This is a genomic window from Blastococcus sp. SYSU DS0753 (genome assembly GCF_054051175.1).
Map to the genome: position 1 here is coordinate 28,132 of NZ_JBJHAT010000015.1, position 26,190 is coordinate 54,321.

29 protein-coding genes are annotated in these 26,190 nt (G+C 74.0%); 14 read left to right on the forward strand and 15 right to left on the reverse strand.

From position 1 onward, the window contains the following. The first annotated feature begins 140 nt into the window (after positions 1 to 140). The 10 genes from ACI799_RS12760 (at position 141) to ACI799_RS12805 (ending at position 8,161) form a co-directional block, all read left to right on the forward strand. Entirely contained in the window at positions 141 to 767 is a 627-nt protein-coding gene (locus ACI799_RS12760; RefSeq protein ID WP_456590113.1) for a TetR/AcrR family transcriptional regulator, read from the forward strand. Positions 768 to 782: 15 nt separating this feature from the next. Beyond that, entirely contained in the window at positions 783 to 1,208 is a 426-nt protein-coding gene (locus tag ACI799_RS12765) for a hypothetical protein (RefSeq protein WP_456590112.1), read from the forward strand. Positions 1,209 to 1,288: 80 nt separating this feature from the next. Next, a complete protein-coding gene (locus ACI799_RS12770; RefSeq protein ID WP_456590111.1) occupies positions 1,289 to 1,459 on the forward strand; it encodes a hypothetical protein in 171 nt (56 codons plus the stop codon). Beyond that, positions 1,456 to 1,827 carry a lipopolysaccharide assembly protein LapA domain-containing protein gene (locus ACI799_RS12775; protein ID WP_456590110.1) on the forward strand — a complete coding sequence of 124 codons (372 nt, stop codon included), beginning with the start codon at positions 1,456 to 1,458 and terminating at the stop codon, positions 1,825 to 1,827. The genes ACI799_RS12770 and ACI799_RS12775 overlap by 4 nt, the downstream gene beginning before the upstream one ends. A gap of 137 nt (positions 1,828 to 1,964) precedes the next feature. After that, complete coding sequence (locus ACI799_RS12780; RefSeq protein WP_456599967.1) at positions 1,965 to 3,809, forward strand: acyl-CoA dehydrogenase; 1,845 nt, start codon at positions 1,965 to 1,967, stop codon at positions 3,807 to 3,809. Between the two features lie 221 nt (positions 3,810 to 4,030). After that, on the forward strand, positions 4,031 to 4,282 hold the full coding sequence (locus ACI799_RS12785; RefSeq protein WP_456590108.1) for a hypothetical protein: 252 nt from the start codon (positions 4,031 to 4,033) through the stop codon (positions 4,280 to 4,282). Then, the gene (locus ACI799_RS12790; protein ID WP_456590107.1) at positions 4,279 to 4,434 is read left to right on the forward strand and encodes a hypothetical protein; all 156 of its coding nucleotides are present in this window, start codon (positions 4,279 to 4,281) and stop codon (positions 4,432 to 4,434) included. The genes ACI799_RS12785 and ACI799_RS12790 overlap by 4 nt, the downstream gene beginning before the upstream one ends. Positions 4,435 to 4,554: 120 nt before the next feature. Then, a complete protein-coding gene (locus tag ACI799_RS12795) occupies positions 4,555 to 5,310 on the forward strand; it encodes a 3-hydroxybutyrate dehydrogenase (RefSeq protein ID WP_456599968.1) in 756 nt (251 codons plus the stop codon). 17 nt (positions 5,311 to 5,327) lie between these two features. Beyond that, positions 5,328 to 7,271 carry a helix-turn-helix domain-containing protein gene (locus ACI799_RS12800; RefSeq protein WP_456590142.1) on the forward strand — a complete coding sequence of 648 codons (1,944 nt, stop codon included), beginning with the start codon at positions 5,328 to 5,330 and terminating at the stop codon, positions 7,269 to 7,271. A 20-nt stretch (positions 7,272 to 7,291) separates the two neighbouring features. Next, positions 7,292 to 8,161 carry a 3-methyladenine DNA glycosylase gene (locus tag ACI799_RS12805; RefSeq protein WP_456590105.1) on the forward strand — a complete coding sequence of 290 codons (870 nt, stop codon included), beginning with the start codon at positions 7,292 to 7,294 and terminating at the stop codon, positions 8,159 to 8,161. A gap of 63 nt (positions 8,162 to 8,224) precedes the next feature. Here the strand turns inward: ACI799_RS12805 and ACI799_RS12810 are convergent, their stop codons facing one another. Genes ACI799_RS12810 through ACI799_RS12830 form a run of 5 tightly spaced genes read right to left on the reverse strand, consistent with a single transcriptional unit; the run spans position 8,225 to position 13,026 of the window. Next, positions 8,225 to 9,358: a branched-chain amino acid ABC transporter permease gene (locus ACI799_RS12810; protein ID WP_456590104.1), complete on the reverse strand. Its 1,134-nt coding sequence runs from the start codon at positions 9,356 to 9,358 to the stop codon at positions 8,225 to 8,227. Positions 9,359 to 9,369: 11 nt separating this feature from the next. Next, positions 9,370 to 10,254 carry a branched-chain amino acid ABC transporter permease gene (locus ACI799_RS12815; protein ID WP_456590103.1) on the reverse strand — a complete coding sequence of 295 codons (885 nt, stop codon included), beginning with the start codon at positions 10,252 to 10,254 and terminating at the stop codon, positions 9,370 to 9,372. Beyond that, entirely contained in the window at positions 10,251 to 10,994 is a 744-nt protein-coding gene (locus ACI799_RS12820) for an ABC transporter ATP-binding protein (RefSeq protein ID WP_456590102.1), read from the reverse strand. The genes ACI799_RS12815 and ACI799_RS12820 overlap by 4 nt, the downstream gene beginning before the upstream one ends. Then, the gene (locus tag ACI799_RS12825; protein WP_456590101.1) at positions 10,991 to 11,788 is read right to left on the reverse strand and encodes an ABC transporter ATP-binding protein; all 798 of its coding nucleotides are present in this window, start codon (positions 11,786 to 11,788) and stop codon (positions 10,991 to 10,993) included. Before ACI799_RS12825 ends, ACI799_RS12820 begins: the two co-directional genes overlap by 4 nt. 17 nt (positions 11,789 to 11,805) lie before the next feature. Next, the gene (locus ACI799_RS12830) at positions 11,806 to 13,026 is read right to left on the reverse strand and encodes a substrate-binding domain-containing protein (RefSeq protein WP_456613226.1); all 1,221 of its coding nucleotides are present in this window, start codon (positions 13,024 to 13,026) and stop codon (positions 11,806 to 11,808) included. 180 nt (positions 13,027 to 13,206) lie between these two features. On the opposite strand from ACI799_RS12830, the gene ACI799_RS12835 reads away from it, so the two are divergent. Further along, positions 13,207 to 14,040, forward strand: coding sequence for a tyrosine-protein phosphatase (locus ACI799_RS12835; RefSeq protein ID WP_456599972.1), 834 nt, complete (start codon positions 13,207 to 13,209; stop codon positions 14,038 to 14,040). Between the two features lie 3 nt (positions 14,041 to 14,043). On the opposite strand, the gene ACI799_RS12840 is transcribed toward ACI799_RS12835, so the two are convergent. The 8 genes from ACI799_RS12840 to pdhA form a co-directional block, all read right to left on the reverse strand. Beyond that, the gene (locus ACI799_RS12840) at positions 14,044 to 16,137 is read right to left on the reverse strand and encodes a diguanylate cyclase domain-containing protein (RefSeq protein WP_456613227.1); all 2,094 of its coding nucleotides are present in this window, start codon (positions 16,135 to 16,137) and stop codon (positions 14,044 to 14,046) included. Positions 16,138 to 16,312: 175 nt separating this feature from the next. Beyond that, positions 16,313 to 16,462: a hypothetical protein gene (locus ACI799_RS12845; protein WP_456590097.1), complete on the reverse strand. Its 150-nt coding sequence runs from the start codon at positions 16,460 to 16,462 to the stop codon at positions 16,313 to 16,315. 207 nt (positions 16,463 to 16,669) lie between these two features. Beyond that, positions 16,670 to 17,131, reverse strand: coding sequence for an SRPBCC family protein (locus tag ACI799_RS12850; protein WP_456599973.1), 462 nt, complete (start codon positions 17,129 to 17,131; stop codon positions 16,670 to 16,672). 80 nt (positions 17,132 to 17,211) lie between these two features. Continuing rightward, positions 17,212 to 18,375: an AGE family epimerase/isomerase gene (locus ACI799_RS12855; protein ID WP_456613228.1), complete on the reverse strand. Its 1,164-nt coding sequence runs from the start codon at positions 18,373 to 18,375 to the stop codon at positions 17,212 to 17,214. A 9-nt stretch (positions 18,376 to 18,384) separates the two neighbouring features. After that, positions 18,385 to 18,756, reverse strand: a complete 372-nt coding sequence (locus tag ACI799_RS12860; protein ID WP_456613229.1) for a hypothetical protein — start codon at positions 18,754 to 18,756, stop codon at positions 18,385 to 18,387. A gap of 40 nt (positions 18,757 to 18,796) precedes the next feature. Further along, entirely contained in the window at positions 18,797 to 20,323 is a 1,527-nt protein-coding gene (locus tag ACI799_RS12865; RefSeq protein ID WP_456599976.1) for a dihydrolipoamide acetyltransferase family protein, read from the reverse strand. Between the two features lies 1 nt (position 20,324). Next, a complete protein-coding gene (locus ACI799_RS12870; RefSeq protein ID WP_456590092.1) occupies positions 20,325 to 21,305 on the reverse strand; it encodes an alpha-ketoacid dehydrogenase subunit beta in 981 nt (326 codons plus the stop codon). Next, complete coding sequence (gene pdhA / locus ACI799_RS12875; RefSeq protein WP_456599978.1) at positions 21,305 to 22,444, reverse strand: pyruvate dehydrogenase (acetyl-transferring) E1 component subunit alpha; 1,140 nt, start codon at positions 22,442 to 22,444, stop codon at positions 21,305 to 21,307. Before pdhA ends, ACI799_RS12870 begins: the two co-directional genes overlap by 1 nt. Positions 22,445 to 22,660: 216 nt before the next feature. Between pdhA and ACI799_RS12880 the strand changes: the two genes are divergently transcribed. The 3 genes from ACI799_RS12880 to ACI799_RS12890 are packed head-to-tail and all read left to right on the forward strand — an operon-like array spanning position 22,661 to position 24,351. Then, positions 22,661 to 23,140, forward strand: a complete 480-nt coding sequence (locus ACI799_RS12880; RefSeq protein ID WP_456590090.1) for an Lrp/AsnC family transcriptional regulator — start codon at positions 22,661 to 22,663, stop codon at positions 23,138 to 23,140. A gap of 59 nt (positions 23,141 to 23,199) precedes the next feature. After that, on the forward strand, positions 23,200 to 23,718 hold the full coding sequence (locus ACI799_RS12885; protein WP_456613230.1) for a hypothetical protein: 519 nt from the start codon (positions 23,200 to 23,202) through the stop codon (positions 23,716 to 23,718). A gap of 12 nt (positions 23,719 to 23,730) precedes the next feature. Next, on the forward strand, positions 23,731 to 24,351 hold the full coding sequence (locus ACI799_RS12890; protein ID WP_456590088.1) for a pyridoxamine 5'-phosphate oxidase family protein: 621 nt from the start codon (positions 23,731 to 23,733) through the stop codon (positions 24,349 to 24,351). A 71-nt stretch (positions 24,352 to 24,422) separates the two neighbouring features. On the opposite strand, the gene ACI799_RS12895 is transcribed toward ACI799_RS12890, so the two are convergent. Both ACI799_RS12895 and ACI799_RS12900 read right to left on the reverse strand, forming a co-directional pair. Continuing rightward, positions 24,423 to 25,745 (reverse strand): serine hydrolase domain-containing protein, encoded by a 1,323-nt coding sequence (locus tag ACI799_RS12895; protein ID WP_456613231.1) that lies wholly within the window; start codon positions 25,743 to 25,745, stop codon positions 24,423 to 24,425. A gap of 35 nt (positions 25,746 to 25,780) precedes the next feature. After that, complete coding sequence (locus tag ACI799_RS12900; RefSeq protein ID WP_456613232.1) at positions 25,781 to 26,104, reverse strand: DUF3817 domain-containing protein; 324 nt, start codon at positions 26,102 to 26,104, stop codon at positions 25,781 to 25,783. Positions 26,105 to 26,190 lie beyond the last annotated feature (86 nt).

Sequence of the window (26,190 nt, forward strand, 5' to 3'; positions counted from 1 at the left end):
CGCTCGGTGACGCTACTGCGTCACACCGGCACCACCGCTCCCCGGTGCCACGGGAAACCCGGGCGCCCCTCGTCACCCAGAGCGATCAGGGTCGGCGTGCCGCGAACTGCTCCGTCACGTCCTGGGGCACCATCGCAGACGTGACCGCCGCCCTGCCCCTCACCGCCGCCGACGACGCCTCGGCACCGGTTCGCCGCAGCCGCGCCGAGCGGCAGGCGATCGTGCTGGACACCGCCGAGCGCCTCTTCGCCGGCCGCAGCTCCCGCAGCGTGGGCATGGACGAGCTGGTCCGCGAGACGGGCCTGGGCAAGATGACGGTCTACCGGCTCTTCAAGAGCAAGGACGACCTCGTCGGGGCCTACCTCAGCCGCAAGGCAGCCACCGTGCTGGCCTTCATCGACGCCGAGCTGGACCGGCTGGAGGGCGATCCCCGCGCGGCGCTGCTCTCGGTCGTCGACGCCGTCGAGCGCGACGTCACCCGCACCGGGTTCCGCGGCTGCCCGTTCACCAACGTCAGCAGCGAGTACGACGACCCGCAGCACCCCGCCCGCAGCGCGGCGGCCGACTACAAGTTCGAGCTGCACGCCCGCCTGGAGCGGCTGGCCGACGAGATCGTGCCGGGCGACGGGGAGGACCTCGCCGCGCAGATCCACCTGATCATCGACGGCATGTACCTCTCCGGCGGTCTCCTGGGGCCCGACGGCCCCGCCGCCCACGGCCGGCAGCTGGCCGAGCGGCTGATCGAGATCGCGGTCGCCCGCGCCTGACCGCAGGATGGGCGGGTGAGCACCGACCGCACCCGGCCCGACCTCGACGACACGACGGTGGAGGCGCTCGGCAAGCTGTCCGAGGCCCTGGAGACCGTCGACCAGGCACGCGGCTTCCTGTACGCGTTCCACCAGCTGACCGGCAAGGCCGACCGGCTGCTGCAGGAGTCCGTCGAGCTGTTCGGCAGGGCCGGCGCGACCCGCCTCGCCGAGGACCTCGACCGCGACCTCGTCGGCCGCAACGTCATCGCCGACCGGTGGACCTTCCAGATCGTCGAGGACTTCGACGAGAACTACTGGGGCGCCTTCCGCGCGTTCGACGCTCGCGCCCGGGAGGAGCTCGCCGGAGGTGACCGGCACGTGTTCGAGGCCCGGATGAAGCAGCGCGAGCGCACCGCCGGCCACCCCGCCCACGAGGCGGGTCCCGCGCTGGCGGACTGAACGGGCACCCGTGCCGCGCACGCGCGGGCGGGGCAGTGGCGAGTGGTTTCCACCCGCCCACTCAGGGGCAGAACCGGCCCATGACCATGCCGGATGCGAACAACGCGGGTGCCGACCGCGAGGCCGAGCCGCTCGGCGCGGAGAAGGCGCCCGGCGAGGACCGCGATTCCCTGGGCGCCACCGAAGGGCCGGCGGACGGCATCGCCGGACCGGCCTACCCGCCCGCCGACACCGAACCGGACGCCCGGTGACCGGCCCCGGGCGGGAGCCGGCCGACGCGCGAGACCCGCTCAGCGTCGGCCTGGGCTCCCCCGCCGCCGGCGACCGCGCGGCCGGACCCGCAGAGCCCGCCGGCCGGGCCGAACCGACGCCGACGCCGACGCGGGAGCGGCACACCGGGCGCACCATCGGGCGGGGGTTGGCGCTCGCGCTGCTGATCTTCGTCACCGTGGTGCTGGTGCTGTTCGTCATCTTCAACGGCCAGTCGGTGCAGATCAGCCTCGTCTTCACCGACGTCGAGGGCCCCCTGGTGGTGGCCCTGCTCGTCGCGGCGGCGCTGGGCGGCCTGCTGGTGTGGCTGGCCGGCGCGGTGCTCCGCGCCCGGCGCCGCAAGCGCTGACCCTTCCGGGTCAGACGCGGTGCCCGGAACGTGTCCGGGCACCTGGTGCTTGCCGTTGCTACTCGCGAGTAATAGCGTTTGTTACTCGTGAGTAGCACGACGCCGTACGCCGGCCGGAGCACGGGAGCCTGAGCGCCATGACGCACTACACCGCCAACCTGCGGGACCTCGAGTTCAACCTGTTCGAGTTCCTGGACACCAAGGACCGCTTCGGCACCGGCCCGTTCGAGCAGATGGACGCCGACACCGCCCGCGGGATCCTCGGCGAGGTGCGCCGGCTGGCGGAGGGACCCGTGGCGGCCTCCTTCGTCGACGCCGACCGCAACCCGCCGGTGTTCGACCCCGCCACGAACTCGGTGGCGCTGCCCGAGTCGTTCAAGAAGTCGGTCCAGGCCGTCGAGGACGGCGAGTGGTACCGCCTCGACCTGCCCGAGCACCTCGGCGGATTCGGCGCTCCGCACGTCCTCACCTGGGCCGCCTTCGAGATGATCCTCGGCGCCAACCCGGCGGTCTTCATGTACGGCTCGGGCGCCGCGTTCGCCGCGATCCTCGACGAGCTGGGCACGCCGGACCAGAAGCGCCTGGCCGAGCTCATGCTCGAGCACAAGTGGGGCGCCACCATGGTGCTCACCGAGCCCGACGCGGGCTCCGACGTCGGCGCCGGCACGACGAAGGCCGTGCAGCAGCCCGACGGCTCGTGGCACATCCACGGCGTGAAGCGGTTCATCACGTCGGCCGAGCACGACCTGTCCGACAACATCATCCACCTGGTCCTGGCTCGCCCCGAGGGCGCGAGGGCCGGCACCAAGGGGCTGTCGCTGTTCGTCGTCCCCAAGTTCCACGTCGATCTCGAGACCGGGGCGCTCGGCGAGCGCAACGGCGCCTACGTCACCAACGTCGAGAAGAAGATGGGGCTCAAGGTCTCCACCACCTGCGAGCTCACCTTCGGCGACGGACCGGTCCCGGCGCAGGGCTGGCTGGTCGGCGAGGTGCACGACGGCATCGCGCAGATGTTCAAGGTCATCGAGCACGCCCGCATGTTCGTGGGCGCCAAGGCCATCGCCACCCTCTCGGCCGGCTACCAGGTGGCGCTGGACTACGCGAAGACCCGGGTACAGGGCGCGGACCTCACCGCCACGTCCAAGGACGCCCCGCGGGTCACGATCACCCACCACCCGGACGTGCGCCGCTCCCTGATGCTGCAGAAGTCCTACGCCGAGGGCATGCGGGCCCTGTACCTGTACGCGGCGAGCTTCCGCGACCAGGTCACCGAGGCCGCGGCGGCGGGCGAGGCCGACAGCGAGCAGGCGAAGCTGGCGGAGCGGGTCAACGACCTGCTGCTGCCGATCGTGAAGGGCTTCGGCTCCGAGCGCGCCACCCAGCTGCTGACCCAGGAGTCGCTGCAGACCCTCGGCGGCTCCGGCTACCTGCAGGACTACCCGATCGAGCAGTACATCCGCGACTCCAAGATCGACACCCTCTACGAGGGCACCACGGCGATCCAGGGCCAGGACTTCTTCTTCCGCAAGATCGTCAAGGACGGCGGGGTCGCGCTGACCTGGCTCGCCGGGCAGATCCAGGCGACGGTGGACGGCGAGGTCGGCAACGGCCGGCTCAAGGAGGAGCGGGCGCTGCTGGGCACCGCGCTCTCCGACGTCCAGGGCATGCTCACCGCGATGTTCGGCCACCTGACCGCCGCGCAGGAGGACATGGCCTCCCTGTACAAGGTCGCGCAGAACACCTCCCGGCTGCTGCTGGCCACGGGCGACCTGGTCACCGCGTGGCTGCTGATCCGCCAGTCCGAGGTGGCGCTCGCCGCCCTGGCCGGCGAGGTCAGCGAGAAGGACCGCCACTTCTACGAGGGCAAGCTGGCCGCCACCCGGTTCTTCGCCGGCCAGGTGCTGCCGAAGCTGACCGCCGAGCGGGCCATCGTCGAGAACACCGACAACGCCCTCATGGAGGTCGACGAGAACTGCTTCTGAGCACTCTGCCGTCCTCCGGACGGCACCGCGGCCAGGAGCCGTCCCGTCTACGTGGAGCCGTTGCCCATGTCCCGGTCGGGGACCCTCTGGGCCCACGACCGGTCCACACCGGCTCCGCACCGCAGCCGAGGCCGCCTCCCCCACCGGGAGGCGGCCTCGGCCGTTTCGCGGGGGCGATGCCGGGCATGGGCGGGAGGACAGCCGATGGACAGGAGGCCGGCATGACCGATCCCCAGGGCAGCGACCGCATCCAGCAGGACGTACCGACCGCGTCGGGCACCGGCGCCAACAGCGACCTGACGTCCTCGGTCGACGACGTCCCCCTCACGCGCGAGCAGGCCCTGGAGCGGGACGCCGCCCAGGGTGACGACCTGCCGGCCCGCGCGGACGGCGACGTCGCCCGCGCCACCCGGGCCGGCGCCTCCGGCGAGGTCACCGGCCCCACCGAACGATCAGGAGACGACGGCCGATGAGCGAATCCCAGCCGACCGGGTACCGGGAGTCCCCCGACACCGCCGACGACGCCTCCACGCCCGCCCGGCAGGACGACGACGTGCAGCTGACCACGGACGAGGACGCGCAGCGCGACGACTCGGTCGCCCGCCCGGGCAACGAGTCGGACTGAGGAAGTCTCCAGCCGGGTCGCGAACCCTGCCGCGAGTGTGCCCTCGCACCACCAGGTGGGCGCCTGCTGTGTGCGCCACAACCGTGGGGCATGTCGCACCGTGGGCCTAGCGTTCCCACCATGGCGGTCAACGGTCCCCTGGTCGGGCGGCGGGCACTCATCACCGGCGGCGCATCGGGGATCGGCCGGGCCTGCGCCGTCCGGCTGGCCGCCGACGGCGCCGACGTCGTGGTCGTCGACCGCGACGCCGAGGGCGCCCGGGCCGTGGCCGGAGACGTGGGCGGCACGGCGGTCACGGCCGACCTGTCCGACCTCGCTGCCGTGGACCGCCTCGACCTGGCCGTGGACATCCTGGTCAACAACGCCGGTCTGCAGCACGTCGCACCGGTCCACGAGTTCCCGGTCGACCGGTTCTCCCACATCCTGCGGCTCATGCTGGAGGCGCCCTTCCGGCTCGTCCGCGGTGCCCTCCCGCACATGTACGACCGCGGCTGGGGCCGCGTCGTCAACATCAGCTCGGTCCACGGGTTGCGCGCCTCCCCCTACAAGGCCGCCTACGTGACGGCGAAGCACGGCCTCGAGGGGCTGTCCAAGGTCATCGCGCTGGAGGGCGCCGCCCGGGGCATCACGTCGAACTGCGTGAACCCCGCCTACGTGCGGACCCCGCTGGTGGAGGGGCAGATCGCCGCGCAGGCGCAGGCGCACGGCCTGTCCGAGGACCAGGTCGTGGAGCAGGTGATGCTGGCACCGGCCGCGGTGAAGCGGCTCATCGAGCCCGCGGAAGTGGCCGACGCGGTCGCCTGGCTGTGCTCGCCCGCCGCGGCCTCGGTCACCGGCACCTCCCTCGTGATGGACGGCGGGTGGAGCGCGCGGTGAGCGCCCGACCGGCCAGAATGCCGGTCGTGTCCCAGCCTGCGGCCCCGCCTCCCACCGGTGGCGCCCCGCGTCCGGCCGCGGGGTGGGCCGCCGAGTACTTCGAGCTGCTGCTCGGCGATGCCGCGGCGATCGAGTACGAACGCCCCCTGGTCCGGGCACGGGCGGCTGGGGCGGACGCCGACGAGCTGGCCGGGCTGGAGCGGCTCAAGCTGCTGGCGCTCGAGGTGCGCGAGGCCTTCGCCGCCCGGCGCCGCCGGGAGTCCGAACTCACCGCCCTCTTCGACACCGCGAACGACCTCGCGGCGCTGCGCGGCGTCGACTCCGTGCTGACCGCCATCGTCCGGCGCGCCCGGCAGCTGCTGGGCAGCGACGTCTCCTACCTGACCCTGAACGACCCCCTGCGTGGGGACACCTACATGCGGGTCACCGACGGCTCGGTCTCGGCCCGGTTCCAGGGCCTGCGGTTGCCCATGGGGGTCGGGCTGGGTGGGCTCGTCGCCCAGACCGCCGCGCCGTACGCGACGTCGAGCTACTTCACCGACCCGCGGTTCCGGCACACCACCGAGATCAACGACGGCGTCCACGACGAGGGGCTCGTCGCGATCCTCGGGGTGCCCCTCGTCCGCGGCGCCCAGGTCGTCGGCGTCCTGTTCGCCGCCGACCGCGCCGAGCGCACCTTCGACCGGTCGCAGGTGTCCCTCCTGGGGTCGCTGGCCGCCCACGCCGCGATCGCCCTGGACAACGCCCGGCTCCTCGAGGAGACCAGGGCGGCGCTGGACGAGCTGTCCGCGGCCACCCGGCGGCTGCGCGCCCACACAGCGTCGGTGGAGCGGGCGGCCGGCGCCCACGACCGCTTCATCGACGTGGTCCTGCGCGGCGGCGGGGTGGAGGACGTCGCCGCGGCGGTGACGGAGGCCCTCGGGGGCAGCATCACCGTGCTCGACGAGGAAGGCCGGGCCGCCTCGCCCGGTGCCGATTCGGCGACCGCGCTGCCGCCCGATCCCGCCGGAGCGCTCACCCTGGCCCGCGCCACCGGACGGACGGTGCAGGACGGCACCTGGTGGACCGCAGCCGTGACGGTGGACAGCGAGCTGCTGGGCGGGCTGGTGCTGCACCGCGAGGAGGAGCTGGCCGACTCCGACCAGCGCATCCTGGAGCGCGCCGCGCTCGTGACCGCCCTGCTGCTGCTCATCCGCCGGACGGCGGGCGAGGCGGAGAACCGGGTGCGCGGGGAGCTGCTCGAGGAGCTCCTGAACCCCGGTCTCCGTGATCCCGACGGGCTGCGGGAGCGCGCCCGCAGGCTGGGTGCGGATCTGGACCGCGCGCACGCCGTCGTCGTCGCCCGGGTCGAGGCGCGGTGCCGGCCGCGGGCCCTGGCCACCGCGGCCCACCTGGCGGCGACCCGGGGCGGGCTCGCCGGCCTGCACGGTGGCTGCGTCGTCCTCTGCCTGCCCGGCCAGGATCCCGGCCCCGCGGCCGCCGTCGTCCATCGGGAGCTCGGGGCCGCCGGTGCCGGCGCGGTCACCGTCGGCGCCGCCGGACCGGCCGTCGGCCCTGGTGCCGTGGCCGCGGCGCACGCGGAGGCGGCGCGCTGCGCGGCGACCCTGGTGGCGCTCGGCCGCGCGGGGGGCTCCGCGAGCGCGGACGAGCTGGGCTTCTTCGGCCTGCTGGTCGGTGAGGGGCGCGACGTGCCCGCCTTCGTGCGGGCGACGCTGGCCCCCGTGCTCGAGTACGACGCGAAGCGCGGCACGGACCTGGAAGGAACCCTGGAGGCGTTCTTCGCGGCGGGCGGCTCACCAGCACGGGCGGCGGAGAGCCTGCAGGTGCACGTCAACACCGTCACCCAGCGCCTGGACCGGATCGGCCGGCTGCTCGGTCGCGAGTGGTCCTCCCCGGCCCGCGCTCTGGAGGTCCAGCTGGCCCTCCGCCTGCACCGGCTGACCCACGTCGGCCCCGGCTGACCGAGCCCTACCCTGGGCAGGTGCAGCCGACCCTCGCCCAGCTGCCGGTCCTGCCGGTCGAGGAGTGGCAGGCGCGGGCCGCTTCGCACGAGGAACGCGTGGACCGGTGGGCTGTCCCCCACCGCGACCGCCGCCTCCGGGGCGAGACCCACCCCGTGCTGGACTTCCTGTTCACCTACTACTCCGAGACGCCCGGCCGGCTCCGCCGCTGGCACCCCGGCCCGGACGTCGCGCTCGCCGCCCCCGCGCCGCACGGGGGTCGGCGCTGGTACGTGACCGACGGCGCGACCGTGCGGCTCGATGTCGCTGCTTTCCTGGCCGACCGCGGCGACACCGTGCGCTTCGTCCGGCGGCTGCTCGTGGCGACCGCCGCCCGCCCGGCGTTCACCGGGTGCTTCGGCCTGCACGAGTGGGCGATGGTCTACCGGGACAGCGGGACCCGGCACCCGATCCCCCTCCGCCTCGGCCAGGAGGGCACCGACGCCGTCGTCGAGGCGCACCCGGTGCGGTGCAGCCACTACGACGCCTTCCGGTTCTTCACCCCACCGGCCGTGCCGCGCAACCGGCTGCAGCCCACCCGCGAGAACCAGCCGCAGCTCGAGCAACCGGGCTGCCTGCACGCCGGCATGGATCTCTACAAGTGGGCCTACAAGCTCAGCCCCGCCACCCCGGGCGAGCTGGTCGTCGACTGCTTCGAGCTGGCCGTTGCGATCCGGGAGCTGGACATGCGGGCCTCGCCGTACGACCTGCGCGACCACGGCTATCCGCCCGTCCCGATCGAGACGCCGGAGGGGAAGGCCGAGTACGTGGCCGGGCAGCGCGGGTTCGCCGCCCGGGGAGCCGTCCTGCGGCAGCGGCTGATCGACGTCTGCGACCGGTTGCTGGCGTAGCGGAGCACCCGCCCGTCGGGCAGGGGGTTCCTGGTCCGAGGCGTCGGGAGAGTCGGTCCTCAGTCAGACCCCGTCGTGGGGTCGGCTCCCGCCGACCCCGGCACCGATCTCGTCCCGCAGCCGCTCCACCGCCCGGCCGGGCGGCGGGTCCTCGGCCTCGCGGCGGCGGCCGCGGCGTCGCGCGCCCAGCCGGTCCACCAGCCCGGCGATGCCGCCGGGCACGAAGAGGACGACGAGGACGAAGAGGGTCCCGAGGATGAACAGGGGTTCGGACAACGGCACCCGCAGCCAGGCGGGGAGGTCCTGGACCGCCGGGGAGGCGGCCAGGGCAGTCAGCCGGCTGTCCAAGTAGGTGTAGAGCACGCCGCCGAGCACCGCGCCCCACCGGCTGCCGGCGCCGCCGAGCACCACCATGACCAGCAGACCGATGGTGAAGTCGGCGGTGGTCACCCGGGGCGTGGAACCGCCCAGCAGCAGCAGGTGCACGATGCCGCCGAGAGTGGCCAGCAGCCCGGCCAGCACGAACACCAGCAGCTTGAAGCGGTACGGCCGCAGGCCCAGCACCTCCACTCGGCGCTCGTTCTCCCTGATCGCCTGCCAGACCCGCCCGGCCCGGGATCGGGTCACCCAGGTGACCACCGCGTACACCAGCACCAGGTAGGCCAGCGCCAGCCAGTACTTGTTCACGGTGTTGAAGACGCCGACGAACGCGTCGGGGATCGGGGTGCGGTCGACCGCCAGCCCCTCCTCGCCGCCGGTGAGCCCACCCGGGTCCTGCAGCACGATGATCGACCCGACCTGGGCGGTCGCCAGGGTGACCATGGAGAAGGCGATGCCGGAGACCCGCAGCGCCACGCTGCCGATCACCAGCGGGAGCACGATGCCGAGCACGGTCGTCGCCGCGACCGCCGCACCCAGCCCCCAGCCGAGCTCGGTCAGCAGCAGGTTGGCCCCGTACGTGCCGGCCGCGAAGTAGAGGGCGTGCCCGAACGAGAGCAGCCCGGTGAAGCCGAAGAGCAGGTCGAACGAGAGCGCGACCCCGCCGAACACCAGGCACAGCGCCAGCAGCTGCAGCGTGCCGGGGCTGTTGAGGACCCCGTCGAAGATCCCCGGCAGGTCCAGGGTCGAGTAGGGCAGCAGCGCCAGGACTACCAGCACCACCAGCGGCGCGAGCCGCCGCGCGTTCTTCCGGTTCACGGCCCCGTCCTTCACGCCAACCTCGCCGTCAGGCCGCTGGGACGGGCCAGGAGGACCACCGCCAGCAGCAGCACCACCGACAGGTCACCCACCCCGCTCGCGGCGTAGTAGTTCGCGAACTGCTGCACCAGGCCGACCAGCACCGCGGCGGCGGCCGTGCCGGTGATCGAGCTCATGCCGCCGATGACCACCACGATGAAGGCGAAGATCAGCAGGGAGGTGCCCTGCCCGGGGGAGATGGACCCCAGGTAGATGCCGCCGAGCGCCCCGGCGAGGGCCGCGAAGGCCCCTCCGATCGCGAAGACGAGGGTGAACGCCTTGCGGACGTCGATGCCCAGCGCCGTCACCATGGTCCGGTTCTCCACCCCGGCCCGGATGATCAGACCGACGCGGGTGAAGCGGAGGAACGCGAGCACGGACACCAGGACCACCACCGCGCTGGCGATGAGCAGGAACCGGTCGTTGGGCACGTTGGCGCCCAGGACCGATGTGGTGCCCTGCGCCCACTCCGGGCGCGGGAACGGCCGGGGGTCGGAGCCCCAGACCGCCCGCACGAGGGCCACCAGCGCGAGGCTGAGACCCACGGTGACGAGGACCTGCTCGATGTGGCGCTGGTACAGCGGCCGGATGAGCAGCAGCTCGATCAGGGCCGCGACCAGGGTGCCGACCCCGACCCCGAAGACCACGGCGAGGACGAAACCCCAGCCCGTGGAGCCGGCACCGGGCAGGTTGCCGGCCGCCCACCACGTCCCGTAGGCGCCGATCGTGAGGAACGCGCCGTGGGCGAAGTTCAGCACGTCCATGAGGCCGAAGATCAGCGAGAGCCCGGAGGCGACCAGGAAGTAGAGCGCTGCCAGGCCCAGCCCCGTGATGGCCAGCAGGACGAAGGTGGTCACCGGTGCCCTCCCCCGCTGGCGGCCACGCCGAGCAGCTCGCGGGTCCGGTCGGCATCGCCCAGCAGGTCGGCGGCCGGCCCCGACCAGGCCACTCGCCCCTGGTCGACGACGACGGCGTCGCGCGCCATCCGCTGGACGACGGTCAGGTTCTGCTCGACGAGCAGGATCGTCACCTCCTCGGCCGCGCGGGCCAGCACGTCGGCGACCTCGGCCACCAGCAACGGCGCCAGTCCCTTGGTCGGCTCGTCGATGAGCAGCAGCTGGTTGTCGTTGAGCAGCAGACGCGCGATGGCGACCATCTGCTGCTGACCGCCGGAGAGCGTCCCGGCGAGCTGCCGGCTGCGCTTCCGGAGCTCGGGGAAGAGCTCGTAGACCCGGTCGTGGTGGTGGTCGGAGTCGCGTCGCTCGGCCAGCGTCAGGTTCTCCGCCACCGTCAGGCCGGCGAAGACCTCCCGGTCCTCGGGGGCGTAACCGATCCCGCGGCGGACGATCTCGTGCGTCCGTCGCCCGTCGATCCGCTCGGTCCGGCCGTTCCCGCCGGTGAACTCGATGGTCCCCGAGGACGGGACCAGCCCGAGCACCGCTTTCACCGTCGTTGTCTTGCCCGCACCGTTGCGCCCGAGCAGGGCCGTCACCCCGCCGCGGCGGACGGTGAGGTCCACACCCTGCAGGATGTGGCTGCCCGACAGCCGGACGTGGACGCCGGACATACGGAGCAGCGGCGGCGCCTGCCCGCTCACAGCGACTCGCCCAGGTAGGCCTGCTGCACGGCCGGGTCGCTGGTCACGCGCTCCGGGGTGTCCAGCGCCAGGAGCTTGCCGTGGTGCATGACCGCGACCCTGTCGGCCAGGCCCAGCAGCACGTCCATGTGGTGCTCGACCATCAGCACCGTCTTGCCCTCCTCCCGGTGCACCGAGGCGATCACCTCGGTCAGCCCGGCGACGTCCTCGATGCTCACCCCGGCCATCGGCTCGTCGAGCAGGACGACAGCGGGGTCGGTGGCCAGCAGGATGGCCAGCTCGAGCTTGCGCTTGTCCCCGTGGGAGAGGGCTCCGGCGAGGTCCTCGCCGCGGCCGCCCAGCCCGACCCGCGCCAGCGAGCGCGTGGCGATCTCCTGCGCCGCATCGCCCGGCCGCACCAGCTGCCAGGGGCGCATGCTCCCGCCCAACCGGGCCTGCGCGGCCAGCCGGACGTTCTCGCGCACGCTCAGCCCGGCGAAGACCGATGACGCCTGGAACGTCCGCCCCAGACCCCGCCGGGCCCGGGCCGAGGGCGAGGCGCCGGTGATGTCCGCCCCCGAGAGGGTCACGGTGCCGCCGGTCACGGGGAGCAGCCCGGAGAGCAAGTTGAAGAGCGACGTCTTGCCCGCGCCGTTCGGGCCGATGACGGCGACGAACTCACCGGGGGCGACGTCGAAGGTGACGTCGTCGACGATCACCGCCCCGCCGATGGCGCAGCTGAGCCCGCGCACCTGCAGCACCGGCGCGCCCCCGGCGGGGTGGGCGGCCGGTGCCGCCGTGGCACTGGTGGACACCGGGTCCCCTCGCCGCGTCAGGAGGTGGCGACCGGAGGAGCGGTGTCCTCCGGAGCCAGCGTGTCGACCAGCACCGGGACGAACTCGCCGCCCTGCTGCTCGAGACGGGCCTGGAACATCGGCTGCAGGAGGGCGTGGTCCTCCGCGCGGATGGTCGTCTCACCCTTGACCCCGTCGAAGCTCCAGCCCTCGAGGGCGGAGATCATCCCGGCGACGTCGTCGGGGCTCTCCTCCACCGCGCGCACGATCATCTGGGCGGCGTTGCAGCCGTCGGGGGTGAAGATGTCCACTTCCCCACCGGCCGCCTCGACGCGCTCGGCCACGGCCTGGCTCATCTCGTTGTCGACCGCCTCGGCGAAGAAGTGCGACAGGAAGTTGAGGTCCGCGGCCTGCTCGCCGTAGGTGGGGTAGGAGGCGCGCAGGTCCAAGCCGGTGACGACGTTCGTCGCGTCGAACACGCCCTGCTGGCCCATGGCCTGCCACATCGCGGGCGCGGATTCCCCGGCCCAGGCGACGAAGGTCAGGTCGGCGCCGGCATCCCGGGCCTGCGCGGCGAAGGGGGTGAGGTCGGTCGCGCTGGCCGGGACGAGCAGCGGCGTCACGGTGGCGCCGGCCTCGTCGCCCAGGACGGCGGTCACCGCGGCGACGTTCGCCTGGCCGAAGGCGCTGTCCTGGGCGAAGACGAGCACCTCCTTGCCGGCCGCCTCGCCGATGAAGGACTGCGCCGTGCGCACGTCCTGGTAGGTCTGCCGGCCGGACCGGAAGGTGTTGTCGTTGACCCCGGTCACGGCGTCGGTCGCCGCCGGGCCGGAGATGAACAGGACGTCGTTCTGCTCCGCCAGCGGCGCGACCTGGACCGCGACGCCGGAGGACGCCGAGCCGGCCAGGATCTGCACCCCCTGGCCGATCAGGTCGGTGGCCTCGGCGACGGCCTTGGCCGGGTCTCCGGCATCGTCGCGCTGGATCACCTCCACCGGCCGGCCGCCCACCTCACCGGTGCCGTCGGTCAGGTGGTCCAGGCACGCCTCGAAGCCCTGGAGGTACTGCGCGCCGTACGAGGCGAGCGGCCCGGACGTCGACGTGATCACGCCCACCTGGACCGGGGCCCCGTCCTCGCCGGCGCCGCCTCCGCTGCCCGCCCCGCCACCAGGGGCACCGGGGCTGCCGCACGCGGCCGTGAGCGCGAGGACACCTGCGGCCGCCGCGGTGCAAGCGGTCCGGGAACGGGTGCGGGACATGGCGATCTCCTCGGTGTGCGGGTGCACGAGTGGTCTGCACCACACCGTAGGGACGAGCTGATCACGTGCCCATGTGGACCGGACCCATACCGCCGGGTTGCATTGTGGGGCAGCGCACCACCCTTGCGGGGTCCGGTGCCCAGAGGCCACCGGCCGGGCTCAGGCCGTACCGTCCCAGGAGTGACCTCTCCGCACACCGGCCGCTGGATCCGGCTCGACGGCACCACCAACATGCGGGACCTCGGGGGCCTGCCCACCGCCGACGGCGGGCGGACGGCGGCCGGGCGGATCCTGCGCAGCGACAACCTGCAGACCCTCAGCGACGCCGACGTCCGGCGGTTGGTGCACGAGATCGGCCTGCGCCAGGTGATCGACCTGCGGACCACCGCGGAGATCGTGCTCGAGGGGCGCGGCCCGCTGCGCGGCGTCCCCGAGGTCACCCACCGGCACTTCACCCTGCTGCCGGAGCGCGGGCACTACACCGACGTCTTCGCGGTGGAGGAGGAGGAGCCGCAGCTGGAGCTCGGGGCCGGGTGGGCCGAGTCGCTGCTGCCCCGGCAGGTCGCGGCCCACGACGAGGTGGAGCCGCCGGCGGTGCGGTCCTACCTGGGCTACCTCGGCCAGCGGTCGGAGAACGTCGTCGGGGCGCTGCGCGCGCTCACCTCCGCCCCGGACGGCGCGTCGGTGGTGCACTGCGCAGCCGGCAAGGACCGCACCGGCGTGGTCTGCGCCCTCGCGCTGGCGGTCGCCGGGGTGCCGCACGAGGAGATCGTGGCCGACTACGCGCTGACCGCGGAGGTCATCGACGCGCTGGTGGCGAAGCTGGCCACCTCGCCCACGTACGCCGAGGACATGGTCACGCGCGACGTGGCCAGCCACACGCCGCGGGCCGAGACGATGGACCGGCTGCTGACCCTGCTCGACGAACGGTTCGACGGTCCGGCGGGATGGCTGGACGCCCACGGGTTCGGTGCCGACGAGCAGGCGGCGCTGCGCGCCCGGCTGCGCGACTGACGGTCAGCGGACGGCGCGGGCCGACCGGCTCCGCCGCTCCTTCTCCCGGTACATCGCCGCGTCCGCCTCGCGGAGCAGGGCGTCGGCGGTGCGCGCCCGCTCCGCGCCGAGCACGGCGACCCCGACGCTGGTCCCCACCCGCACCGGGGTGCCGTCGAGGCGGAACGGTTCCTCGAAGCAGGCCGTGATGCGGTCGGCGAGGGTCCGCGCCTGGTCGGCGTCAGCCAGGGCCGGCAGCACGATGGCGAACTCGTCGCCGCTGAGCCGACCCACCGTGTCGCCGGGCCGGACGGCGGCGCGCAGCCGTGCCGACACCTGCCGCAAGAGCTCGTCCCCGGCCGCGTGACCGAGCGAGTCGTTGACGTCCTTGAACCGGTCGAGGTCGCAGAAGAGCACCCCGAGCTGGCCGTCGGGGCCCGTCCCGGCGAGCGTCGCCTCCAGCCGCTCCAGGAAGAGCACGCGGTTGGGCAGCCCGGTCAGCGCGTCGTGCGTGGCCTGGTGGCGCACGGTCTCCAGCAGCCGGGCCTTCTGCAGCGCGGTGGCCGCCTGGTCACCGACACCCCGCAGCCGGGCGAGCACGTCGCCACCGAGCTCCTCGGGCGCCGTCCCGGACTCCCAGCTCGCCGTCGCGACGCCGAGGAAGGTGGCGCCGGCCAGGAGCGGCACCGCGACGACGTCGGAGACGCCGATGTCGGTCATGAACCGGCGCAGCACCGGGCTGCTGGTGGCGAGGCTGAGGATCCGGGGTTCGCGGTCGGTGAGCATGCCGACCAGCTCCGGGGTGTCCTCCGGCCGCAGCGGCGTCCTCAGGAAGTGCTCCCGCCGGAGCGGCTGGCTCCGGGCGGAGCTGCGGCCCTGCAGCTGCCCCGTCGCCGGGTCCCAGAGCATCACCGAGGCACTGCTGCAGCCGATGACGCGCGGCAGGGCCTCCGCGACGACCTGGCTGACCGCCGTCGCGTCGCCGGCGCCGGCCAGCTCGTGGGCCAGCGCCAGCAGGGCGCCCGCCCGGTCGGCCTCCCGGCGCGCGTCCTCCAGGGCGATGAGCAGGTCCAGCGCCGCCGCCGCGTGCCCGGCGTAGGCGGCGAGCATCGCGTGCTCGTCGGCCATCTCGCCGTCACCGGAGGGGTAGATCGCGGCGAGCCGGCCGTGCCGGCGGCGGGCGGAGGCGACGTCGACGACCACGGCGGTGCGGCCCAGGTCGTCCCCGGACAGGATCCGCGCGGCCAGCTCCGGCAACTGGTCGTCGGGGATGCCGGCGCCGTGGACCAGGGGCGGACCGCCGTCCGGGTTGCCGACGACCAGCAGGTGCGCCGGGGCCAGCACGGCCTCACCGGCCCGCGCCACGATGCGGTGGAGGACGGTGTCGAGGTCGTCGCTGGCGACGAGGTCACCGGCCGCGGACTGCAGCGTGCGCAACTGCCCCCGCAGCGCCGTCAGCTCGGGGTCGGCCGCGGCCCCGTCGGGCCGCCGGCGGCGGAATCGCGACCGCCGCTCCCAGGTGAGGCGGTAGACGCAGGTGCCGGTGCCGTCGACGCAGCACTCGGTGTGCGTGAGGACGCCGGGAGGCAGACCGAAGATGGCCGGGATCATCACCGCCAGCCCGCGGGCGTACGCGCAGTCCAGCGCCGAGTGGGTGTAGCCGTCGGCCAGGTGCAGGGCGACCGTCGCCGACGTCGCGGTGGCCTCGCGGACCTCCATGCGGGAGACGGTGGTGAACTTGGCCGCCGCCCGCGGCAGCTGGCGGAACACCTGGCGGGGCGTGCCCAGGGCGCGCAGGACCAGGAGCAGGGAGTGTCCCAGGCCGCTGCGCATCGCGGCCGTGCCCACGTGGAACATCGTGTCGGGGTCGCCCAGCACATCCGTCGCCGCGGCGAACAGCCGGATCCGGGTGGCGTAGCTCCACCAGCGGGCCTGGTCGGCGACCTGGTCGGCGACCTCGCCGAGCCCGGCCCGGTCGAGCACCGCGGCGACGGCGTCGTCCCCACCCGCGCGGCGGACGTAGGCGAGCACCCCGGCCATCGTGATGCCCGGGGTCTCCCGCGCCTCGGCCGGCGGCACGGCGGTCGCGCCGCCGCTGCCAGGTGATCCTGTGCCCACGGTCCGGTGATCGGCGCGCCACCACCCCCGCTTGAGCGGAACCGACCGGATCGGGTGAGGAACCCGCAGGTCGGACCGCGCCCTGCGGGACGAGCCCCCGGACGCACGCGACCCCGGTCTCGAGGGAGACCGGGGTCGGGGTGTTCCGGGGCCGCGCGCGGCGCGCGGCCAGGGCTCAGCGGCCGAGGAAGTGGCTGCCGTTCGCCATCGTCAGGAGCTCGTCGCGCATCGCCGGGCTGCTGCTGCGGGCCAGCGCCTTGTTCAGCGCCCGCCGGGTACGCGCCACCTGCCGACGCTGCCGCCAGCTGGTCGTCACGCTGCTCATCGTTACTTCCTCTTTCGTCGGAGTGATCTACCTGCAGCCGTAGTAACGCAGGCGTGCACTACTTTAATCCGACGAAACGTCGGCGAACGTGAGACATGGCCGAAGGTTCCTCATCCTTTCGGGTGAGTCGCGCCACGTCGGAGCCCGAACGCACGACGGCGCCCACCCCGAGTGGGGTGGGCGCCGTCGTCGTAGCGGGGCGGGGGCTCAGCTCGGGCGCTGCACGTCACCCCGCCAGGCACCGGTCTCGGTGCCGCGGCTCTCGATGAACTCCTTGAACTTCTTCGCGTCGGCCTTGATCTGCCGGTCGTCGAAGCCGAGGACGGCACCGGCCTTCTCGACCAGCCCCTCGGGCTCCCAGTCGATCTGGATCATCACCCGGGTCTTGGCGTCGTCCAACCGGTGGAAGGTCACCACACCGGCGTGCTTGGCCTCACCGCTGGTGCTGGTCCAGGCCACGCGCTCCTCGGGGTGCTGCTCGGTGATCTCCGCGTCGAACTCGCGCTTCACGCCGTCGATGTTGGTGACCCAGTGGGTGTGGGTGTCGTCGATCTGCGTGATCTTCTCGACGCCGCCCATGAACTGCGGAAACGTCTCGAACTGCGTCCACTGGTCGTAGGCGATGCGGATCGGGACGTCGACGTCGACGGACTCCTGCACGCTGGCCACGTTCTCAGCTCCTCGTGTCGCTTGTTCGGTCGTGCGCCACCTACCCCGGGGGCGCCGGACCGACACGTGGAAGGAGCAGGTCAGCGCAGCGCGGCCGCGATGCTGCCGCGCACCGGCCGGTCCGTCACCAGCAGCATCTGCGCCAGGTGGTAGGCGTCGGGCTGCCCGGCCCAGGTGCCCTCGGCGACCTCCCCCGACGGCGTGAGCTCGTGGTGCCAGCTGCCGGTGGTGGGGTCGGCGAACCGCTCCTCACCGTGCGCACGCCAGCGGTTGGCCAGCGCCCGGTAGGCCGGCTCCCCGGTCACGCGGGCGAGCACCGCCGCCGCCGCCACCGCCTCGCACAGCACCCAGTGCATACGCGCAGCGACCACGGGCCGGTCGTCCCAGTCGAGGGTGTACGGGAAGCCGTCCGCGCCGTCGGCCGCCCACCCGCGGGTCGCCGCGGCGTCGAACAGCGCGACGGCGTCGTCGAGCAGCCAGCGCGGCGGGTCGGGGAGGGCGGCGCGCAGGTGCACCGCGAGCCGCGCCCACTCGAACTGGTGCCCGATCGTGACCCCGTAGGGGCGGAACGGGTCGGCCGGGTGCGCCGCGTTGTGCTCGGGCAGCGGCTCCCAGTGGGACGTGAAGTGCTCGGGCAGCCGCCAGCCGCGCTCGCGGGCGAAACCGTGCACCACGCGCTCGACACTGCGCAGCGCCTGCCCGCGCAGCCGGGCGGCCAGGGCCGCGTCGTCGACCGCGTCGGCGGCGGCGAGCACCGCCTCGACGCCGTGCATGTTGGCGTTGGCACCGCGGTAGTCGTCCAGCCGCGACCAGGTGCGGTCCCACTCCTCCACCGCCAGGCCCGCGTCCTCGTCCCAGAACCGGTCCTGCCACACGTCGAGGGCGTCGTCGAGCAGCGCGCGCCCGCCCTCGATCCCGGCCGCGGTCGCCGTGGCACCGGCCAGGAGGACGAAGGCGTGCACGTAGGCGGCCTTCGTGCCGTCGGCGGCCGTCGCGCACCAGCCCCCGTGCACCCGGTCGTGGAGGGGCCCGCTGCGCAGCGCCTCGACGCCGTGCCCGGCCAGCTCGCCCGCCCCTGGCCGTCCCAGCAGGGCGGCCAGCCCGAAGACGTGGGTCATCCGCGCGACGATCCAGCCCTCCTGCGGCCGGTCCGCGAGCAGGTCACCGTCCGGGCCCAGGTACCCGAAGCCGTCCGGCAGCCGGGATCGGGCGGCGAAGTCCAGCAGCCGGTCGAGATCGATCACCCGGTCACGCTAGTGTGCGGCCCGCCGGTCGCCCACCACGGCGACGGCCAACCGGGCCGTCGCCACCCCGAGGACCGCGAGGCAGAGCACCCGGACGAACCCCGCGCCGATGTTCGCCCCGGCGTCACCCGTGGTCATCGCGTCGACGAGCACCATGACCACCGTCGCGGCGAGCACGACGAACCCGAGCCGCCAGCCGGCCGGGACTCCGGCCGCCAGGAGGACCCCGCCGGCGATCGCGCACACGTACCCGAGCACCTGGAGCAGCCACGGGGCCGTGCCCTGGTCCAGGTGCGGCCGCGAGCCGCCGATCCCGATCGAGACGCCGGTGAGCGCGACGAACAGCAGCAGGGCGACCAGCGCCTGGGCACGGCGGTCCACGACGGGCTCCCTCTCGAGCGACGAACCGGGCGGCTCGCCGTCAGTAGGCCAGCGCGCTCCCCGGATCATGCAGCAACGCGCCGACGTCGGCCAAGAACCGTGACCCGAGTTCGCCGTCGATGATCCGGTGGTCGAAGGAGAGCGCCAGCTGGGTGACCAGGCGGGGCTTCACCTTCCCCTTGTGCACCCACGGCATCTCCCGGACGGCGCCGAAGGCCAGGATCGCCGACTCCCCCGGGTTGAGGATCGGGGTACCGGTGTCCACGCCGAACACGCCGACGTTGGTGATCGTCATCGTCCCGCCGGTCATGTCCGCCGGTGCCGTGCGCCCGGCCCGGGCGGTCTCGGTGAGCTCGCCGAGGGCCGCGGCCAGCGCGGGCAGGGACAGCCGCCCGGCGTCCTTGATGTTGGGCACGATCAGCCCGCGCGGGGTCGCCGCGGCGATGCCGAGGTTCACCTGCCCGTGGACGACGATCTCCTGCGCCGCCTCGTCCCACGAGCTGTTGACCATCGGGTGCCGCCGGGCCGCGAGCAGCAGCGCCTTGGCCACGAACAGCAGCGGGCTCACCTTGACCTCGGCGAACTCCGGCCGTGCGGCCAGCCTGCTGCGCAGCTTCATCATCCGGGTGACGTCGACGGTGAGGAACTCGGTGACGTGCGGCGCGGTGAAGGCGCTGGCCACCATCGCGGCCGCGGTGGCCTTGCGGACCCCCTTGACCGGGATGCGCTGCTCCCCGCCGGTGGTCGCCACGGACGCCGGGGCCCCGGCGCCGTCGGAGCGCGCGGCGACGGCGGCGTCGACGTCGGCCCGGGTGATGCAGCCACCCGCGCCGGAGCCGGAGATGGTCGCCAGGTCCACGCCGAGGTCCTTGGCGTACTTGCGCACCGGCGGCTTGGCCAGCGGGCGGGGCCCCCGCCGGCCGGGCGCGGAGCCCTGGGCCGGGGCGGCGTCCTCGCGTCGCGCCGCGGCCTCGGCCTGCCGGCCGACCTCCAGCCCGCCGTGGCGCACCGGCTTGCTGCGCATGTCGGGGGCGGTGGCCAGCAGCGGCGGGCCGTCGTCGGAGGGCAGCGGGGGACGGTCGGCCCCGCCGGAGCCGTAGTCCGCGCCGGGCAGCCCGGTCGCCCGGGCGGCGGCCGGGGCGCCTGACCGGCGCGGGCGGCGGCGCGCCTCGGTGGTGCGGGGCCCGTAGCCGACCAGGACGGCGGTCCGCCCACCGGGGGCCGCCCCGCCGATCAGCCCGGCGGCCGGCTCCTCGCCGGCCGCCGATCCCTCGTCGGCGGGCGCCGCCGCCGGGGCGCTCCCGGCGGCGTCTCCCCCACCCACCCCGCCGACGTCGATGGTGATGATCGGCGCACCGACGTCGACCATCGTGCCGGCCTCGTGGAGCAGCTCGACGACGGTGCCGGCCCACGGCGAGGGCAGCTCGACGGCGGCCTTCGCCGTCTCCACCTCGCACAACGGCTGGTTGACCGTGATGGTGTCACCGACCTGCACCAGCCACTGCAGGATCTCGCCCTCGGTGAGCCCCTCACCGACGTCGGGGAGCTTGAACTGACGCTGCGCCATCTCAGAACTCCATCGCGCGGTCGACGGCGTCCAGCACCCGGTCGAGGTCGGGGAGGTACTCCTCCTCGAGCTTCGACGGCGGGTAGGGGGTGTCGAAGCCCCCGACCCGCAGCACCGGCGCCTCCAGGGAGTGGAAGCAGGCCTCGGTCACCCGCGCGGCGATCTCCGCGCCGAGACCGAGGGTGACCGGCGCCTCGTGCACGACGACGCAGCGACCGGTCCGCCGCACGCTCTCGAACACCGGCTCCAGGTCCAGCGGCGACACCGTGCGCAGGTCGACGACCTCCAGCGACCGCCCCTCCTCCTCGACGGCCTTCGCCGCCTGCAGCGCCGTCTTCACCATCGGGCCGTAGGCCAGCACGGTGGCGTCGTCGCCGCCACGGACGACGCGGGAGGCGAACAGCGGGTCCGGGGTGGCGTCGGTGTCGACCTCCGCCTTCTCCCAGTACCGCCGCTTGGGCTCGAGGAAGACGATCGGGTCGGGATGGGCGATCGCCTGCTGGATGCCCCAGTAGGCGTCGACCGGGTTGCTGACCGCGACCACCTTGAGCCCCGCGGTGTGCGCGAAGTAGGCCTCGGGGCTCTCGCTGTGGTGCTCGACCGCCCCGATGCCGCCACCGAAGGGGATGCGGATGACGATCGGCATCGGCAGCCGGCCCTTCGAGCGGGCGTGCATCTTGGCGACCTGGGTGACGATCTGGTTGTAGGCGGGGAAGACGAAGCCGTCGAACTGGATCTCGCAGACCGGCCGGTAGCCGCGCATGGCCAGGCCGACCGCGGTGCCGAGGATCCCGGCCTCGGCGAGCGGCGTGTCGACGACGCGGGCCTCGCCGAAGTCCTTCTGCAGGCCGTCGGTGATGCGGAAGACCCCGCCGAGCTTGCCGATGTCCTCGCCCATGAGCACGACCTTGGCGTCGTCCTCCATGGCGCGGCGCAGGCCGAGGTTGAGCGCCTTGCCGATCGTGAGCGTCTCGGTGGCCATCAGTGCTCGCTCCCCTCGAAGCTCGCCTGGTACGCGATGAACTCCTCGCGCTGGGTGGCCAGCCACGGGGTCTGCTCGGCGTAGACGGAGTCGAACATCGCCGTCGGCTCGGGATCGGGCATGTCGACGGTGCCGCTGCGGATCCGCTCGGCCAGCTCGTCGGCCTCGCGCTCGACGGAGTCGAAGAACGCCGCGTCGGCCTTCTCCGAGCGGGACAGGTGCGCCTTCAGCCGCGCGATCGGGTCGCGCAGCTTCCACTCCTCCAGCTCGCTGGCCAGCCGGTAGCGGGTGGGGTCGTCGGAGGTGGTGTGCGCGCCCATGCGGTAGGTGAACGCCTCGATGAAGGTCGGGCCCTGCCCTTCGCGGGCGGCCTGCAGCGCCTGCCGGGTCACGGCCAGGACGGCGAGGACGTCGTTGCCGTCGACCCGGACGCCGGGGAAGCCGAAGCCGGCCGCGCGCTGGTACAGCGGCACCCGCGACTGCCGCTCCAGCGGGACGCTGATGGCGTACTGGTTGTTCTGGCAGAAGAAGACGACGGGGGCGGAGAAACTGGCCGCCCAGATCATCGCCTCGTTGACCTCCCCCTGGCTGGTGGCGCCGTCACCGAGGAAGGCCAGCGCCGCGCTCTCGGCACCGTCGCGCTGCAGGCCCATGGCGTAGCCGGTGGCGTGCAGGGTCTGCGCGCCGATGACCACGGTGTAGAGGTTGAAGCCGGTGGCCACGGGGTCCCAGCCGCCGTTGTCGACGCCCCGGAACAGGCTGATGACGTGCAGCGGGTCGACACCGCGGGTCCAGGCGACGCCGTGCTCGCGGTAGGTCGGGAACGCCATGTCGGTGGCGGCCAGTGCGCGGCCGGCGCCGATCTGCGCGGCCTCCTGACCGAGCAGCGAGGCCCAGATGCCGAGCTCGCCCTGCCGCTGCAGCGCGGTGGCCTCGACGTCCCACCGGCGCACCAGGGCGAGATCGCGGTAGAGGTCCCGCAGCTCCTCGTCGGTGATCTCCAGGGAGTAGCCGGGGTGCTCGACCCGGTCGCCCTCCGGTGTTAGCAGCTGGACCAGCTCGGACCGCTGCGGCAGGTGGGGCGCGGCGGCCCCCGGGACGGGGTCGACCATCTCCGTGGTCTCTGGCAACGCTGTCACCGGTCGCACTCCTCGCCGTCGGCCACCGCCGCCGGGGTCACCGGCGACGCGGTGGTGCTGGACGTTCCGGCCGCCGGATGTGGCGGCCCTCACACATCCTGGCACGACCTGCCCGCCGATGACCAGCCCTGATGCGCATCGATCTGCGCAGGCGCATTGAAGTAGATTGCGCAGAAAGCTCGCCCAGGGTGGCGTCCAGCTGTCAGACTGCGCAGCGTGCCCGAGATCGATGCCACCGATGCTCGGCTGCTGCTCGCGCTGACCGAGGACCCGCGGGCGAGCGTCATGGCGTTGTCGCAACGGCTGGGCCTGGCCCGGAACACGGTGCAGGCCCGGCTGGCCCGGCTGGAGAGCAACGGGGTACTCGGCCCGCTGGACCAGCGGGTCCGCCCGGAGGCGCTGGGCCACCGGCTGGCCGCCTACATGTCGGTGCAGGTGGCGCAGCGCGGGCTGGCCGAGGTCAGCGACGCACTGGCCGCCCTGCCGGAGGTCCTCGAGGTGACCGGCCTGTCGGGCGCCACGGACCTGCTGGTGCACGTGGTGGCGACCGACGCCGACCACTTGTGGCGGATCACCGAGGCGGTCCTGGCCATCCCCGGCGTCCAGCGGGTGGACACCGCGCTCGCCATGCGCCGGTTCCTGGAGCGGCGCGTGGGCCCGCTGCTGCGCCGCGCCGCCGGCCCCCCGCCCGGCTGATCCGCCCGTACCGGCGGCCCGCCGGTGTGCCGCCGGGACGTGCGGGTACCGGGCGGCACATGACGAAGAAGACCCCGTTCGGCGTGGCGGGCAAGGGCAAGCGCGGCATCAGCACGCTGGGCTGGGCGCTGCGGGGAGCGGCCGCCGGCGCGGCGGGCACCACCGCGCTGAACGCCGTCACGTACCTGGACATGGTGGTGCGCGGCCGCGGCAGCAGCTCCACCCCCGAGCAGACCGTCGAGAAGCTCGCGGAGACGGCGCACGTGCCCATCCCTGGCGACGACCAGACCCGGCAGAACCGCCTCCAGGGACTCGGCCCGATGACGGGCATCGTGGCCGGCGTCGGGGTGGGCGTGGTCGGCGGGCTGACCCGGGCGTCGGGCCTGCTGTCGTCGAAGCCGGTCGGCACGCTGCTGACCGGGCTGGGCGCGATGGTCGCGGGGAACGGGCCGATGACGGTGCTCGGCGTCACCGACCCCCGCACGTGGTCGACGACGGACTGGCTCAGCGACCTGGTGCCGCACCTGGCGTACGGCCTCGTCGTCAAGAACACCATCGACGCCTTCGACCGCCCGTGACAGGGTCCGGTCGTGGAGGAGATCACGACCGAGGCAGAGCTGCGCGCCCTCCTCGGGGAGCCGGCCCCCGCCGCCGTGGCCAAGGAACGCACGGCGCTGCACGAGTTCGACCGGCAGTGGCTGGCCGCCTCCCCCTTCTGCCTGGTCGCGACCAGCGCGGCGGACGGCACGTGCGACGTCTCGCCGAAGGGTGACCCGCCCGGCTTCACGCTCGTCCTCGATGACCGGACCATCGCGATCCCCGAGCGGGCCGGCAACCGCCGCGCGGACGGCTTCCGCAACATCCTGGCCAACCCGCACGTCGGCCTGGTCTACCTGCTGCCGGGGCGGGGCGACACCCTCCGGATCAACGGACGGGCCCGCCTCGTCCGCGACGACGTGCTGCTCGGGCGCATGGTGGTGCAGGGGCACCGCCCGGTGCTGGCCATGGTCGTCGAGGTCGAGCAGGTGTTCCACCACTGCGCCAAGGCGTTCCTCCGCTCCGGGCTCTGGGAACCGGACACCTGGGGAGCCCACGACGTGCCGTCCCGGCCCCGGATCGCGCAGGCCCTCGAGCGCCGCGGCGAGCGGCTGGAGGACATCGAGCGCTACTACGGGGAGCAGTACACGGCGGGCCTCTACCCGACCGGCTGATCCCCCCGGGCATAGGAAGCTCTACCTACGAAATCTGGACCAAAACCGGAGGCATGGCTTCCTATGCCCGGTCAGCGCCAGCCGCGCTCGTCGACGCCCCCCGGCACCGGGGCGGCCGGGTCGTAGGGCGTGCGGGTGAAGACGAACGTGTCCAGGTCCAGGTGGTCGGCGGCGATGCGCAGCGTCTCCCCGGCGAAGTAGCCGTCCAGCCCGCGCCAGGTGCCGTCGGCCGCCGGGGCGAACCGGCTCGCCCGGCCGGACCGCCCGGGCAGCGGGCCCAGGTGCAGCAGGCCTCCGGCGACCGACCGGAGGACGTAGGGGGCAGGGCCCCAGAACCAGACGCCGAGGTCCTCCAGCGGCACCGGCGACGGCGCGGGTGCCCACGGCTCGACGATGCGCGGCTCGGCGGCACGCAGGTCGGCCAGGAGCCCGAACACCAGCGGATCGAGGCCGCTGGTGGTGTTGGCCAGCGACACCGCGCCCGCCTGCTCCTCCCGGTCGACGAACACCCCGGCGAGGAAGCCGGGCATCGAGCCGCCGTGCCCGACCAGCGTCCGCCCGTCCACGCGCAGCACCTGCACGCCCAGCCCGTAGGCCGACCAGCCCGGCGCGGAGGAGTCCACGCCGGCGGGCACCGTCATCTCCTCCAGCGTCGCCGGGTCGAGCACGTCGCCGGTGTCGCCGAGCAGGAACGCGGCGAACCGGCCCAGATCGGTCAGCGTCGCCCACAGCTGCCCCGCGGCGGCCATCACGCCGGCGTGGTGCTCGGGCTCGGGCAGCACGACGTCGGCCCACGGATGCACCGCACGGCCCTCGGCGGCCGGCGCGACCGGTCGCGGCGTGGTGCGGGCCATGCCGAGCGGGGCGAGCACCTCGGCGGTGACGGCGTCGTCCCAGCTGCGGCCGCGCAGCCGGGTGACGAGCTCACCGAGCAGGCCGAAACCGAGGTTGGAGTAGTGGAACCGCCGCGCGGCGCCGAGGACGACGTCGGTCTCCGCCAGGCCCAGGTCGTCGAGGGAGCCACCCTGGGTGCGCTCCCACCAGCCGCCGGGGCTCTCGGCCGAGGCGCCGGCGAGGTGGGAGAGCAGCTGGCCGACCGTACGGTCGCCGAGCGGCGTCCCGGGCAGGTGCCGCTCCAGCGGGTCGTCCAGCCCCAGCCGGCCCTCGTCGCGTAGCCGCATGACCACGACCGCCGTTACCGTCTTGCTGATCGACCCGAGCCGGTACTGGACGTCGGTGTGCGGGCCGGGCACCTCGCCGCGACCGGCCGACCAGGCCAGGCCGCCGTCGCGGACGACGCCCGCGACCAGGCCGGGGGCCCGGCCGTCGCGCTGGACCCGGGCGGTGCGGGCGAGCAGGAGTCGGGCGGTGCCGGGGAGGACGGGCTCGGGCATGCCGGCGACCGTAGCGACCGGCACCCGGCGCGGGATCAGGCGGTCAGCGCGTCCCGCGTGGGCAGCGCACCGGAGCGGGTGGCCCACCGCTCGAACCAGACCGTGGCCAGCGGCGGCACCGACGCGGCGAGGGCGAGGACCGTGGTGGGCAGCGACCAGCGCAGCACCCGGGCCGTGACGAGCGCGACGAGGACGTAGACGACGAAGACCCCGCCGTGGATGGGCCCGAACACCTGCACGCCGACCTCGGAGGTCTGCAGCACCCACTTGACGAACATCCCGGCCAGCAGGCCGACCCAGGTGATCGCCTCGGCGATGGCGACGAGGCGGAAGGCGGTGGTGACGGTGCGCGGGTTCAACGGACGTCCTCGGGTCGGCGGGCTCTGCGGTCGTCAACGACCGGGCGGGGCGCGGGGTCCCCGCGCCGGGTGTGACGTACGCGGCA